Genomic DNA, 13,072 nt, shown 5'->3' with positions numbered 1-13,072 from the left:
TAAAACACCCCAGTGAAACTGTTGGAGTGACATGAGCCACGGTTCCATCCAACTTCACAGGAGTGCACTTGTTTATGTCTTTAATTAAATGAAACGGTAGAATTTCGTAGGTTGACCCTACCTGCTCGCAGCAACCGCAGGCTTTCTGGAAGGGTCTAGCTATTACTTATCCGTCCCTAACATTATACAAAAATTATGATTTTTTGGCAAATAAACCTTTGAAACGAGCGCCAATAGTCTGTAGGAGGGTTGGTAATTTGACGACCTTGTCATTTCCTAGATGTTCCCTTGCAATCTTTAGAATCTTTCCAGAGTCCTTTGAAGCAAAGAGAAATTTGCTCTTGTCGGTTAGGATTTCAAAATGACGGCTGATTCTCTTTCCTGACACATTAGCACCAATTTGAGTGATGCTGGTCCAAGGGATTTGAATATATTGTTCAACATTAATATCAGGATAGAATTCAATAGCCACATCGCCAATTAGAAACTTCCCCACCTTACCTCCGATGGCCATGTAGGAGACGCCTGTTGTATGCAATTCAACTGTTTTGTTTAATGATTGTGCCATATTTTTCTCGCTTTTTGATAGTAGTATCCTTATTATAGCATAAGAAAAGAGTTTAGCTCGGCTAAACTCTTACTCTTTTTGTTACATAATTTTGAAGAAGCTTGCAATAATACCAACTACAAAGAGTCCGATAATGATTGTGATTGGTGAAACTTTCTTCTTAAGCAACCACATACATGCAAACGTAAGGAGAAGTCCCATCAAACCTGGAATCAAAGAATCCAATTGTTTTTGTAGGGTATCGACTTGAATCTTATCAAAGCTGAGTTTATCGTTGACTTGACCAAGGATAGTTTTAAGTTGGTCACCAGAAACATTTCCTTTTGGCCATACAATGTAAGCACCTTTAGAAAGTACCTTACCAGGAAGATTTACGATGAAGTTGATTGAAACCCAACGTTCAACCAAGACGGCAAGGATGAACATACCAAGAATTGAAGCCCCTTTAGTAATATCTTTCAAGATACCACCAGACATGTCTTTAGTGATTTCTGAACCTGCTTTGTAGCCAAGTTCTTGAGTATACCACAAGAAGGCCATACGAATAATATTCCAACCGATGAAGAAAATAAGTGGACCAGCAATGTTACCAGATGCAGCAAGAGAAGCACCAAGTGCCCCAAGGATAGGACGGATTGTGAACCAGAAGACTGGGTCACCGATACCAGCAAGAGGTCCCATCATACCAATCTTAACCCCTTGAACAGCAGCATCTTCGATAGGAGTACCATTAGCTTTTTCTTCTTCAAGAGCTAGGGTAACACCCATGATAGGAGCAGCAACATAAGGGTGAGTATTAAAGAATTCCAAGTGGCGTTTTAAGGCAGCAGCTTGATCTTCTTTCTTTGAGTAGAGTTTTTTAATAGCAGGAATGAGTGAGTAAGCCCAACCCAAGTTTTGCATACGTTCGTAGTTCCATGAACCTTGCAGGAATTGTGAGCGCCACCAAACTTTTTGACGATCTGATTTAGATAATTGAATTTTTTCAGCCATGAGAGCACTCCTTCCTAGTAGTCTTCTAAAATATCGCCGATAGGGTCGCCAGAACCAGAAGCAGTTCCACCACCACCGTTACCGCCACCTTGTTTAGAAAGGTTGAGGTAAACGAAGGCAATAGCGACACCGATTGCACCAAGAGCAATAAGAGTCAATTGACTAATAGCTGCAAGCGCAAAACCAATGGCGAAGAATGGCCAAACTTCACGAGTTGCCATCATGTTGATAACCATGGCATAACCAACGGCTACAACCATTCCACCACCGACAACCATACCATGGTTGAGCCAGTCAGGCATCAAGCCAAGGGCATGTTGAACAGATTGAGCTGGGATAGCAAGAAGAAGTGCAGCAGGAACAGCAATACGCAAACCTTGAAGAACAAGAGCTAGGTAGTGAGCGCGTTCAACACCTGCAATATTTCCATTTTCTGCAGCCTTATCAGCAGTGTGAACAAGGGCAACAGAAGCTGTACGAACAAGCATAGTTAAGAAGAGACCGGCAACTGCAAGTGGGATAGCTGTTGCAGTCGCAACCCCGATACCTTCTTGAGTGAAGTTGCCACCCTTAACCAAGATAATGGCAGCAGCTACAGAAGCAAGGGCAGCATCAGGAGCCACGGCAGCACCGATATTGGCCCAGGCAAGGGCAATCATTTGAAGGGAACCACCAAGCATGATACCTGCAGTGAGGTTACCTGTAGCAGCACCAATAAGAGTACAAGCAACAAGTGGTTGGTGGAATTGGAATTGGTCAAGGATACCTTCAAGACCAGCAAGGAAGGCAACAACTACGACCAAAATAGCAGAAATAATTGACATATCTGACATGGTTATAATTCCTTTTCTATTGAGTTGTGATTAGCTGAGCAAATCAACTAATATATCCGAATGAAGATTATTGAACGTTTGCTTTTTTGATAAGGTCAAACAAGTCTTTCTTAGAATCGTTTGGAACCTTACGAACGTCAAATGCTACGCCAAGGTCACGCAATTTTTCAAAACATGCAACATCGTCTTTGTCCATTGACAAAACGTTGTTAACCATTGTTTTACCAGTTGAGTGAGCCATAGAACCAATGTTAAGTTCTTTGATTGGCACACCACCTTCGACAGCACGAAGGGCATCTTGAACAGTTTCGAACAAGATAAGAGCGTGTGTGTTACCAAAGCGAGGATCTTTAGAAGCATCAATCAATTTTTGAATTGGAACCACGTTAGCTTTAACGCCATTTGGTGCTGCTTGTTTAATCAATTCCTTACGCAATTCGTCTTTAGCAACATCGTCTGATGCTACAATGATACGGTCTGCTTTAGATGCAGGGGTCCAGTTAGTTGCAACCTGACCATGCAAAAGACGTGTATCCAAACGTGCCAAGTTAATCTTGAGCTTACCATCTCCAATAACTGTCCCTTCTGGGATAGCTCCTTGAGGTGCTGCAGCTTCTTGAGGTGCAGCTGTTGTTTCTTCCACAGGATTAAGTTCCTCTGGAAGTGCTTTAATACCACCCTTAGCTTCCTTGATGATATTACCAGCAACTTGCTCTGCAGTAGCATTAGCATCTATCATACGTTCTGTGTATGCTTGGATAAGCATTGGCAAGTTAAGACCTGTAATGATGGCAATCTTACGATCTGGATTTTCCCCAGCAATACGGCTGGCTTGGTTAAATGGTGATCCACTCCAAAGGTCAGCCAAAACAAGAATTTCATCATCAGCATCGAATTGTGCGATGGCATCGTTGAAGTGGCCGTAAAGGTCATCAGGACCTTCACTTGGCATAAAGGTAACGACTTGAACCTTCTCTTGGTCTCCAAAAATCATAGATCCTGATTGGTGGATTCCCTCAGCGAACTTACCATGGCTGGCGATAATAATACCGATACCCATTCGTGTTCTCCTCCTTTAAAATATTTTTTCCTAGGCTTAAAAAGACTATCTCCGATTTCATTAAGACGGCAAAAAAAGCGCCTCTCAATCTTTTTGAACATAAGAAATCAAGAACAATTATATTCTAAAACGCTTCCACTAAAATGTCAATAGCTAGTGAAACAAAAATGTAAAACAGACCAATCACTATCAGAAATTAGCGTGAAATGATAAAAAAGATTATCCAGTGATTAGACTGGATAATCTTTTTATCATATTTAAGGACTAGTTCTTCTTAACAATGAGTCGGAAGAGATTTTTAAAGCCTTGTTTGAGAACAGCTAGAAAGCTAGGAGCCTTTCTTAAGCTTTCACGTGGAATTCTTTTTTGAATTTCTTTTAAGGTTGTTCTGCTTTTTCGACTGGCAAAACGGAAACGTCCATTTTGCTTAGTGCGGATTTCAAAGCGTGGGATGAATTTACCACCAAAGTAAACGTCAGCAATCACATAAGTAATTTCATCCCAAGGAATCTGAACATAGTCTTGCAACTTCGTATCATTGTAAAACTCGAAAGCCTTATCACCGACCATAATATTTCCGTAAATTGGCCCTTCACGGAACCAAGTTCCCTTAGTTGTGTGAGCCATTTCCGTATTGAGCGATTTAACCATGATTTGCTCCGATTAAAGTAGACCAATGATGTGGAGCAAGATAGCAAGGACAAAGATACCCAAGATGATGATGATTGGAGAAACTTTTCTCTTAAGAAGATACATACAAAGGAAAGTCAAACCAAGGGCAGCCAAGCCAGGAATCAATTGGTTTAAGTTATCTTGCAAGGTTGTTACCTTGTTAGCTTCAAGTGATTTACCGGCAGCTTGTTGAAGAAAGGCTTCTTTGACACCGGCAATCCCTTTTGGTAGTTTATCCCAATGAATGAATGCTTCATCTTGTTGTTTAACAGTAGAAACAACTGGTGTGAAGGTGATGCTTACCCAACGTTGGATAAGAGAACCGATAACGAACATCCCCATCATTGAAGCTCCACGAGTGACTTGTTGAAGGAGGTTACCTGACAAGTCGTCCGTAATCGCAGTACCAGCACGATAACCGAATTCTTGAGTATACCACTTAACGGCAGCTACCATAACGTTCCAAAGAACGAAGAAAACGATTGGGCCCATGATATTACCTGAAACAGCCAAGCCTGCTCCGAGTGAGAGGAAGATTGGACGAAGGGTAAACCAGAAGAGAGGGTCACCGGCACCTGCAAGAGGTCCCATCATACCGACCTTAACCCCTGAGATAGCAGCGTCGTCAATGTCAGCGCCGTTGGCACGTTCTTCTTCCAAGGCAAGTGTAACCCCAAAGATTGGGTTAGCCATGAATGGTTGTGTATTGAAGAATTCTAAGTGACGTTTAAGGGCAGCTGCACGTTCTTCTTTTGATTGATAAAGTTTTTTGATTGCAGGAATAAGAGTGTAAGCCACACCACCATTTTGCATACGTTCATAGTTGAATGAAGCTAAAAGAAAGTATGAGCGCAAGAAAGCTTTAAAACGATCAGCTTTTGTTAATTTAATTTTTGAATCAGCCATTTTCTTTCCTCCTAATTAAAAGTCTTCCAGAATTTCACCGAGGGGATCACCTGATCCTCCATCATTTGAAGAACCATTTGAACCACTAGCTTCAAGCGCAAGGTACATAACGGCAAGACAGAGACCGATAACACCCAAGCTAATCAAGGTTAATTCTTTGAGGGCAGCCAAAGCAAAACCAAGGAAGAAGAATGGCCAAACTTCACGACTAGACATCATGTTGATAACCATGGCATAACCAACGGCTACAACCATACCACCACCGATTGTCATACCTGATGTTAACCATTCAGGCATAGCTTCAAGACCAGTTTGGACGATGTGTGCAGGAATCAATAGCAAGAGAAGAGCTGGAATGGCAACACGGAGACCTTGGAGGGCCATACCAATAAAGTGCCATCTTTCAATTCCAGCAATATCAGCTGCTTCAGCACGACTATCCATAGCGTGAGCGATGAAGACTGTGGCAGTACGGACAAACATTGTCAAGGCAAGACCGGCAACAGCCAATGGAACTGCAAGGGCGATGGCAGGACCAATCCCTTTAGCTCCTTGACCACCCAAGATAAGGATAATGGTAGAAGCTACTGCGGCAAGTGAAGCGTCTGGTGCCATGGCAGCACCAACGTTAGCCCATCCCATAGTGATCAACTGCAAGCTACCACCCAACATAACGCCGAGTTCGAGGTGGCCAGTAACCAAACCAATAAGGGAACAAGCCACAACTGGTTGGTAAGTTTCGATTTGGTCGTTAACTGAGCTACAACCAATGATGAAAGCAACAATTACGACTAAAATAATTTGTACTAAACTCATTTATGCATCCTCCAAAATTATTTCTTTTCTGCTAATTTAGTTTCAGCTGACTTAATCAAGGCATCAACGTTTGCTGGACTATCACTTGGCACCCCACGAACATCAAATTTGACACCCAATGATTGCAACTCTTTGATAGCATCCACATCTGTTTGGTCAAATGAAAGAGCCTTAGTAACGTTGACTTTTCCTTCTTTATAAGCTGAAGAACCAAGGTTGATTTCTGTAACGTCAACACCAGCTTTAACAGCAGCAAGAGCATCTTCAACAGATTCAAAGAGAAGCATAGCGCGTGTATCGCCAAAACGTGGGTCGTTGTTTGCTTTGACCATGTTTTTAATTGGGATAACGTGAACTTGAACACCAGATGGGGCAGCTTGTTTAATCATGTTTGTACGAAGTTTATCATGACAAACTGTATCAGAAACTACGATGATACGGTCTGGGTGAGTTGAGTGTGTCCAACCAGTTGCGACCTGACCGTGGAGGAGACGTGTGTCAACACGAGCCAAAACGTATTTGATTTTTCCATCACCTAGAACAGTTCCTTCGGGAATGCTACCCTTAGGAATTGAAGGTTTAGTGTCGGCTGATTTAGTGTCTTCTTCAGAAATAAGGCCTTCTGGAAGGACTTTAACACCTTCTTTAGTTTCCTTATAAATGTTTGCGACAACCTCTTCAACCCCTGCATCAGCAGCTACCATACGTTCTGTATATGCTTGGATAAGCATTGGCAAGTTGAGTCCCGTCACGATAACCATCTTGCGATCAGGATTTTCTTCCTTGATACGGCTTGCTTGGTTAAATGGTGATCCAGACCAAAGGTCTGCAAGGACTAGAATTTCGTCGTCAGCGTCAAATTGAGCGATGGCATCTTTGAAGTGAGCGTACAAGTCGTCAGGACCTTCGTTTGGCATGAAAGTAACCACTTGAACTTTCTCTTGTTCACCAAAAATCATAGAACCTGATTGGTGAATACCTTCAGCGAATTTACCATGGCTAGCAATAATAATACCGATACCCATTAGTGTTCTTCCTCCTTTAATATAATGTTTCTTAGGAATAGAAAAATGATTATTGGTATTATCATCCCTTAGTATGAAAATGACAACAATATTTTTTAGACCCTCGAAATTAGAACAGATTAATTGTAAAACGTTTTCATTTATATGTCAATGACTTCTGTGCAAAAAGTGTCAAAAAACTTAAAAAAACGTCAAAATATTGCAAATTATAGTTTGAATCAGACTGAAAACAATCACATATAGTTAATAACTATATCTAAATAGAGATAATGGGATTATGTGAAATGACAACAAACACTTGTAACGTCTGCTTGTGACTGCTATAATAGCTCCAATTAACTATTTAATGTTAAATCTATAAGAAAAGAGGACCTCCTTATGTCAGATTTACTAAGTATTTATAATGAGTTGCAAGCTAAAAAGTGGGTAGACTTGACCCACAAGATTAATGCGGAAAGTCCACACTTTCCAGCTCTTCCAGCCTTGAAACAAGAAGATCTCTTCACATTGAAAGATGGTTTTCATGTTCAAAAATTCACGGTGGTAGGGCAGTACGGAACCCATATCGATGCACCGATTCACTTTGTAGCAGGCGGTCGTTGGTTGGACGAGATTGCCCTTAAAGACCTTCTCTTGCCACTTTATGTCATCGACAAATCGAAAGAAGTTACAGCCAATCCAAACTTTATCTTGAGCAAACAAGATATCTTAGACTTTGAAGCAGAACATGGACAAATTGCTGAGGGGGCTTTTGTTGCCTTCCGTAGTGATTGGTCAAAACGTTGGCCAGATCAAGATGCCATGCGTAATCTGGATGAAAATGGGGTTCAACAAAGTCCAGGGTGGAGCCGTGAAGCTCTAGAATTCTTGATTCATGAACGCCATGTTAAGGCTGTGGGTCATGAAACCTTTGATACCGATGCAGGTATTCCAGCAGCAGAGCATGGCTTGGTCAATGAATATTATCTCTTGGAACAAAACATCTACCAAGTAGAAATTTTGAACCAATTGGATCAAGTTCCAGCTGTCGGTGCCTTGATTTCGATTGCCTTTCCGCATTGGGACAAGGCAACTGGTTCACCAGTGCGTGCAGTGGCTATTTTACCTTAATCATCAGAAGAAAAGACACCGAAGAAATTTTCGGTGTCTTTGTTATTTATAGGAAGAGTTCCTGGAGTTTGCGGGCAACGCCGTCTTCTTCATTAGTCCACTTAATTTGTTCATTAGCGTGGGGGAGAAGAATAGAGCTGGCGTTTTTCATGGCATAACCCGTTTTGGCAAGAGCTAACATTTCGGTATCGTTGTGCTCATCACCAAAGGCAATCAAATCATCTGTCGATTTGCGCATGGTTTCTATCAAATAGTTTAGGGCATAGGCTTTGTTAATGCCTTTAGGTGAGAACTCTAGAATGTTATGTGGCCCACCCCAAGAATCAACTTCAATTTCCCTGTTAAAGTCCTTTTTGATGTCATCAGCCAGTTGATACTTGTCTTCATGACGTGTCTGTATAAGGAGCGCATTAGGGTTACTCGTGATTTTATGAGGTTCTAAACGCATGGACTCAATGATTTTATCAACACCAAAGAGTTCCGGTTGAATACGTTCTGGATATTTCATGGTGATATAGAAATGCCTACGGTATTCACTCGCAAGAAAATCCATTTGTAGCTCATCTTGGCGTTTTAAAAGGCTAATCAGATATTTTTTATCTAATTTAACAGAGTGTTCATAATTCCATTCTCTGTCAGGAAGGTTGGTTAAGGAGCCATTAAAGGTAATGAGTGGTGTCTCCAACCCCAAATCCTTGTAGTAGTCAATGGCCATACGATAAGGACGACCAGTAGCAATGATGATTTGGTGTCCTTTTTCTTGTACATCTTTAATCGTTTTTTTTGTAAATTCTGAAATAGTCCCGTCAGGGCGCAACAGCGTCCCATCAAGGTCTAATGCAATCAATTTCTTAGTCATATCCTTATTATAGCAGAAATCTGTGCTTTGTTGGAAGTTAAGAAAAGTATCTAAAAGAATGTTCGGTTTTTCATAATAAAACTCTTAGGAAATAAACCTTGCACCGTCAAATGATTTTCGGTAGAATAATAACGTTGCATTCTATGAGAATGTTCCGACATTATTCGGATTTTGACAATATTTTTATTAAGGAGTCTAAACTTTCATGGAAAAGTTTTTCAAATTGAAAGAACATGGTACTGATGTCCGTACAGAAGTTACTGCCGGATTGACAACTTTCTTTGCCATGTCCTACATCCTCTTTGTTAACCCTGCTATGTTGGCGCAAACAGGGATGCCTGCACAAGGTGTCTTCTTGGCGACAATCATTGGTGCGGTTGCAGGGACATTGATGATGGCCTTCTACGCTAACCTACCTTATGCTCAAGCACCTGGTATGGGACTTAACGCCTTCTTTACCTATACAGTAGTCTTCTCACTAGGCTACACTTGGCAAGAGGCTTTGGCTATGGTCTTCCTATGTGGTGTTATTTCTTTGATTATCACAGTAACTAGAGTACGTAAGATGATCATTGCATCTATCCCAACAGCTCTCAAGTCTGCCATTTCAGCAGGTATTGGTATTTTCCTTGCCTATGTAGGGATTAAGAATGCTGGTTTCTTGAAATTCTCAATTAACCCTCATACTTATACAGTTGCTGGTAAAGGTGCTGATATGGCCAATGCTTCTATTACAGCCTCGTCATCAGCTACACCAGGTTTGGTAGCCTTCAATAATCCTACGGTTATTGTAGGTCTAATTGGTCTTGTGATTGCTATTATCTTTATTGTTAAAGGTATTCGTGGGGGTGTTCTTCTTTCAATCCTCGCAACAACAGTCATTGCTATTTTTGCAGGTGTTGTTGATCTTGGCGCAATTGACTGGCATGCAGCTAGCTTGTCATCATCATTTAAAGACCTTGGTAAGGTTTTTGGTGCAGCGCTTGGCTCTAAGGGCTTGGGGTCACTTTTCTCAGATATCTCTCGTTTGCCAGGTGTCTTTATGGCCATTCTTGCCTTTTCATTAACTGACATCTTCGATACTATCGGTACTTTGATTGGTACTGGTGAAAAAGTAGGTATCATTGCTTCAACGGGTGATAACAACGAATCAAAAGCTCTTGACCGTGCCCTTTATTCAGACCTTGTTGGTACAAGTATCGGTGCCGTTGCAGGGACTTCAAACGTTACAACCTATATTGAATCTGCAGCAGGTATTGGTGCTGGTGGACGTACTGGTTTAACAGCCCTTGTGGTTGCTGTTCTCTTTGCCATTTCAAGCTTCTTTAGTCCGCTTGTTTCAATTGTTCCTAGTGCAGCGACAGCACCTATCCTTATCATTGTAGGTATCATGATGCTGTCTAACCTTAAGGGTGTTGATTGGGAAGATTTGTCTGAAGCTGTTCCAGCTTTCTTTACGTCAATCTTTATGGGATTCTCATACAGTATTACTTACGGTATCGCAGCTGGTTTCCTTACTTATACTTTGGTGAAAATTGTTAAAGGCCAAGCTAAGGATGTTCACCTCATTATGTGGATTTTGGATATCCTGTTTATCCTTAATTTTATCAGTATGGCTGTGCTCTAAAGTTTGAATCATACAAAAGTCTGGCACTTGTGTCGGGCTTTTTTAGTTCTCTTGTGAAGCAAGATTTTCCTATTTTTAAGGCTGTTTTTAAAGGAAATTGAAATCAAGACAAATAGATGTTTGGGATTTAATTTTATGAGCACTAAATAAAGCTAAGATAAGTTTTTAATTAGTTTGCCGTCTCTGCACTTGCGGTTGAGAGGGGACATTATTTGCATGATTTTACTGGAAATTTACAGCGAATTCTAGTCCATATTTTTATTTTTTGATATAATGAAAACATGATTTACAGTCGAAATGAAGAAGAATTGATAAGCATTGGTCAAAACATTGGTAGCCTGCTCAATTCTGGTGATATAATTGTTCTCTCAGGTGATCTGGGAGCGGGCAAAACCACTTTAACGAAGGGGATTGCCAAAGGTTTAAATATTTCACAGATGATTAAAAGTCCGACCTACACTATCGTTAGGGAGTATGAAGGACGTTTGCCACTATATCATTTAGATGTATATCGTATAGGCGATGATCCAGACTCTATTGACTTGGATGATTTTCTATATGGCGACGGTGTGACGATTATCGAGTGGGGTGAGCTCTTGGATGAGGATCTTTTAGGGGATTATCTCTTGATTTCGATAGCTCATCATGGTGATGGACGACAGTTGACGTTCGAAGCTTTTGGACCGAGAAGCCAAGAAATTCAGGAGGCTATATTAAATGGCTGATCAAGAATTAGTCATTGAAGAAGCCCAAAGAGAAGATGCAACTTCGTTGGCTTCATTGCTTGAGACAGTGGCCTTGGAGTCAGACTTTTTAGCCCAGGATGATAGGAGTTCTGTCCTGAGTACTGAACAGCTAGCATCCTATATTGATAGTCACCAAAATGTGACTAACGAAATTTGTTTAGTGGCGAAATTAGGCCATGAGGTCATTGGTGTTTGCAATGTTACTGCTGACCAAGACACTAAAACCAGTCATATCGGTGATGTCTTTATTGCGGTCTCTAAGCTCTATTGGGGACATGGCGTTGGTCAGTCTCTTATGGAATTAATGATTGATTGGGCCAATCATACACCGGCTATTCGTCGTTTAGAGTTGACGGTTCAAGCACGTAATGAACGGGCAGTTCACCTCTATCGTAAATTTGGATTTGACATCGAAGGCACTAAGAAACGTGGTGCCAGAACTAAAAATGGAGAATTTCTAGACGTTTACCTTATGGCTAAACTTATAGATTAGGAAAAAATATGAAACTTGGACGAAAAATTTTATTAATGTTGTTGGCGATTTTTGCCACTACTGTAGTAGCTGCGGGTATTTACCTAACGACAACCTACAACTATGCGACTGGTGAATTGTCAAAGACATTTAGGATGTCTAAGGCAACCACAGGTAATAGCAAGGCGATTCAACAGACTAAACCGATAACTATCCTGTTAATGGGGGTTGATACGGGGTCTAAAGAACGCAAGGAAACCTGGGAAGGAAACTCTGATACCATGATTTTGGTGACGGTGAATCCTGAGACTAAGAGAACAACCATGACCAGTCTAGAACGTGACTTGTTGACGGATATTGAGGGGTCGGGACAAGCCAAACTGAATGCAGCCTATGCCGAGGGAGGCGCCGACTTGGCTATCTCGACGATTCAAAAGGTTTTAGACATTGATATTGACTATTATGCACTGATTAATATGCAAGGGATGATAGATCTGGTTAATGCCGTAGGTGGTATTGAAGTAACCAATCATTTCGATTTTCCAATTTCAATTGCAGAGAATGAACCAGAATTTCAGGCAAAAGTTGAGCCAGGAACCCACAAAATTAATGGTGAACAAGCCTTGGTTTATTCGCGTATGCGTTATGATGACCCTGATGGTGACTATGGTCGTCAAAAACGTCAACGTGAGGTTATTCAGAAGGTTGTTGCCAAGATTTTGAAGATGGACTCTATTGGTTCCTACAAAAAAATCTTATCAGCTGTGAGCTCAAATGTGCAAACAAGTATTGAGCTTGGTGATACAGATACTCTCCGTAGTTTGATGGGTTATAGTGATGCCCTTAAAAATATTAAGTCTTATCAGTTGGCTGGTTCGGATGCCATGATTAATGGTGAAAGCTACCAAATGGCTTCAACTGAAGATATCTTGAAAGTACAGAACCGCATTAGAAAAGAAGTCGGTAAGAAAAAGGTTTCTGAGTCTAATCTTAAGACATCCTTGGTTCTCTCTGGCTCAGGAGCATCAAGTTATGGCTCTGATAGTTTCGTTAATTCGAAATCAAGTGCAGCTTCTAATGAATCCTCTGGAGTGTATGAGGGTGCCACTATAGAGGGAGCGGGTAGTGCTTCAGTAAATACTTATGGTGGGAACACCACTTATAGCAGTAATTATAGTGGTACAACAGGTAGCTATGTTCAGGATCAAGGTACGGCAAGTGCCACTTACAATAATGGTGGTTCTGGTGTGACTACTTATAGTTCTGCTCCGGTGACGCAATAGAAGGATTGGGAATTCCCATCCTTTTTCTTATGTCTATATTGTGATATGATTATTCCTTGCAATGGTTTATGAGCTATGCTATAATATAGTAAAATAATGAAA

General features: G+C 41.1%; 14 protein-coding genes. 5 read left to right on the top strand and 9 right to left on the bottom strand.

Translation table 11 applies throughout. From position 1 onward, the window contains the following. Nucleotides 1-193: 193 nt before the first annotated feature. The 8 genes from QRD39_RS05825 to QRD39_RS05790 all read right to left on the bottom strand — a co-directional run bounded on the left by QRD39_RS05825 (nucleotide 194) and on the right by QRD39_RS05790 (nucleotide 6,873). Complete coding sequence (locus QRD39_RS05825) at nucleotides 194-568, bottom strand: DUF956 family protein (RefSeq protein ID WP_002889180.1); 375 nt, start codon at nucleotides 566-568, stop codon at nucleotides 194-196. Between the two features lie 81 nt (nucleotides 569-649). Then, nucleotides 650-1,561: a PTS system mannose/fructose/sorbose family transporter subunit IID gene (locus tag QRD39_RS05820; RefSeq protein ID WP_002889179.1), complete on the bottom strand. Its 912-nt coding sequence runs from the start codon at nucleotides 1,559-1,561 to the stop codon at nucleotides 650-652. 14 nt (nucleotides 1,562-1,575) lie between these two features. Further along, complete coding sequence (locus QRD39_RS05815) at nucleotides 1,576-2,394, bottom strand: PTS mannose/fructose/sorbose transporter subunit IIC (protein ID WP_002889178.1); 819 nt, start codon at nucleotides 2,392-2,394, stop codon at nucleotides 1,576-1,578. A 67-nt stretch (nucleotides 2,395-2,461) separates the two neighbouring features. Beyond that, nucleotides 2,462-3,454 carry a PTS sugar transporter subunit IIB gene (locus QRD39_RS05810; protein ID WP_002889177.1) on the bottom strand — a complete coding sequence of 331 codons (993 nt, stop codon included), beginning with the start codon at nucleotides 3,452-3,454 and terminating at the stop codon, nucleotides 2,462-2,464. 264 nt (nucleotides 3,455-3,718) lie between these two features. After that, nucleotides 3,719-4,105 (bottom strand): DUF956 family protein, encoded by a 387-nt coding sequence (locus QRD39_RS05805; protein WP_008535906.1) that lies wholly within the window; start codon nucleotides 4,103-4,105, stop codon nucleotides 3,719-3,721. A 12-nt stretch (nucleotides 4,106-4,117) separates the two neighbouring features. Next, nucleotides 4,118-5,032: a PTS system mannose/fructose/sorbose family transporter subunit IID gene (locus QRD39_RS05800; RefSeq protein ID WP_002889176.1), complete on the bottom strand. Its 915-nt coding sequence runs from the start codon at nucleotides 5,030-5,032 to the stop codon at nucleotides 4,118-4,120. Nucleotides 5,033-5,047: 15 nt separating this feature from the next. Continuing rightward, nucleotides 5,048-5,848, bottom strand: a complete 801-nt coding sequence (locus tag QRD39_RS05795; RefSeq protein WP_002889174.1) for a PTS mannose/fructose/sorbose transporter subunit IIC — start codon at nucleotides 5,846-5,848, stop codon at nucleotides 5,048-5,050. Between the two features lie 17 nt (nucleotides 5,849-5,865). Next, on the bottom strand, nucleotides 5,866-6,873 hold the full coding sequence (locus QRD39_RS05790; protein WP_285955956.1) for a PTS sugar transporter subunit IIB: 1,008 nt from the start codon (nucleotides 6,871-6,873) through the stop codon (nucleotides 5,866-5,868). A 378-nt stretch (nucleotides 6,874-7,251) separates the two neighbouring features. Between QRD39_RS05790 and QRD39_RS05785 the strand changes: the two genes are divergently transcribed. Next, a complete protein-coding gene (locus QRD39_RS05785; RefSeq protein WP_285955955.1) occupies nucleotides 7,252-7,983 on the top strand; it encodes a cyclase family protein in 732 nt (243 codons plus the stop codon). Nucleotides 7,984-8,029: 46 nt separating this feature from the next. Here the strand turns inward: QRD39_RS05785 and QRD39_RS05780 are convergent, their stop codons facing one another. Continuing rightward, on the bottom strand, nucleotides 8,030-8,842 hold the full coding sequence (locus QRD39_RS05780) for a Cof-type HAD-IIB family hydrolase (RefSeq protein WP_285955954.1): 813 nt from the start codon (nucleotides 8,840-8,842) through the stop codon (nucleotides 8,030-8,032). A gap of 205 nt (nucleotides 8,843-9,047) precedes the next feature. On the opposite strand from QRD39_RS05780, the gene QRD39_RS05775 reads away from it, so the two are divergent. The 4 genes from QRD39_RS05775 to lytR all read left to right on the top strand — a co-directional run bounded on the left by QRD39_RS05775 (nucleotide 9,048) and on the right by lytR (nucleotide 12,970). Next, on the top strand, nucleotides 9,048-10,469 hold the full coding sequence (locus QRD39_RS05775) for an NCS2 family permease (RefSeq protein WP_285955953.1): 1,422 nt from the start codon (nucleotides 9,048-9,050) through the stop codon (nucleotides 10,467-10,469). Between the two features lie 281 nt (nucleotides 10,470-10,750). Next, nucleotides 10,751-11,194: a tRNA (adenosine(37)-N6)-threonylcarbamoyltransferase complex ATPase subunit type 1 TsaE gene (tsaE, locus tag QRD39_RS05770; protein WP_008535919.1), complete on the top strand. Its 444-nt coding sequence runs from the start codon at nucleotides 10,751-10,753 to the stop codon at nucleotides 11,192-11,194. Further along, nucleotides 11,187-11,708, top strand: a complete 522-nt coding sequence (locus tag QRD39_RS05765; RefSeq protein ID WP_285955952.1) for a GNAT family N-acetyltransferase — start codon at nucleotides 11,187-11,189, stop codon at nucleotides 11,706-11,708. Before tsaE ends, QRD39_RS05765 begins: the two co-directional genes overlap by 8 nt. Nucleotides 11,709-11,716: 8 nt before the next feature. Continuing rightward, on the top strand, nucleotides 11,717-12,970 hold the full coding sequence (gene lytR / locus QRD39_RS05760; RefSeq protein ID WP_285955951.1) for a glycopolymer--peptidoglycan transferase LytR: 1,254 nt from the start codon (nucleotides 11,717-11,719) through the stop codon (nucleotides 12,968-12,970). Nucleotides 12,971-13,072 lie beyond the last annotated feature (102 nt).

The sequence above is a fragment of the Streptococcus raffinosi genome (assembly GCF_030284685.1).
Classification (GTDB): domain Bacteria; phylum Bacillota; class Bacilli; order Lactobacillales; family Streptococcaceae; genus Streptococcus; species Streptococcus raffinosi.
Note: the sequence above shows the minus strand (reverse complement) of the source record. Positions and strands in the feature narration are given on the sequence as shown.

Excerpts from the sequence above, each read along its gene's own strand:
- QRD39_RS05765 (WP_285955952.1), top strand. The coding sequence starts at position 11,187 with ATGGCTGATCAAGAATTAGTCATTGAAGAAGCCCAAAGAGAAGATGCA.
- QRD39_RS05805 (WP_008535906.1), bottom strand. The coding sequence starts at position 4,105 with ATGGTTAAATCGCTCAATACGGAAATGGCTCACACAACTAAGGGAACT.
- QRD39_RS05780 (WP_285955954.1), bottom strand. The coding sequence starts at position 8,842 with ATGACTAAGAAATTGATTGCATTAGACCTTGATGGGACGCTGTTGCGC.
- tsaE (WP_008535919.1), top strand. The coding sequence starts at position 10,751 with ATGATTTACAGTCGAAATGAAGAAGAATTGATAAGCATTGGTCAAAAC.
- QRD39_RS05775 (WP_285955953.1), top strand. The coding sequence starts at position 9,048 with ATGGAAAAGTTTTTCAAATTGAAAGAACATGGTACTGATGTCCGTACA.
- QRD39_RS05820 (WP_002889179.1), bottom strand. The coding sequence starts at position 1,561 with ATGGCTGAAAAAATTCAATTATCTAAATCAGATCGTCAAAAAGTTTGG.
- QRD39_RS05825 (WP_002889180.1), bottom strand. The coding sequence starts at position 568 with ATGGCACAATCATTAAACAAAACAGTTGAATTGCATACAACAGGCGTC.
- QRD39_RS05790 (WP_285955956.1), bottom strand. The coding sequence starts at position 6,873 with ATGGGTATCGGTATTATTATTGCTAGCCATGGTAAATTCGCTGAAGGT.
- QRD39_RS05810 (WP_002889177.1), bottom strand. The coding sequence starts at position 3,454 with ATGGGTATCGGTATTATTATCGCCAGCCATGGTAAGTTCGCTGAGGGA.
- lytR (WP_285955951.1), top strand. The coding sequence starts at position 11,717 with ATGAAACTTGGACGAAAAATTTTATTAATGTTGTTGGCGATTTTTGCC.
- QRD39_RS05795 (WP_002889174.1), bottom strand. The coding sequence starts at position 5,848 with ATGAGTTTAGTACAAATTATTTTAGTCGTAATTGTTGCTTTCATCATT.
- QRD39_RS05815 (WP_002889178.1), bottom strand. The coding sequence starts at position 2,394 with ATGTCAGATATGTCAATTATTTCTGCTATTTTGGTCGTAGTTGTTGCC.
- QRD39_RS05785 (WP_285955955.1), top strand. The coding sequence starts at position 7,252 with ATGTCAGATTTACTAAGTATTTATAATGAGTTGCAAGCTAAAAAGTGG.
- QRD39_RS05800 (WP_002889176.1), bottom strand. The coding sequence starts at position 5,032 with ATGGCTGATTCAAAAATTAAATTAACAAAAGCTGATCGTTTTAAAGCT.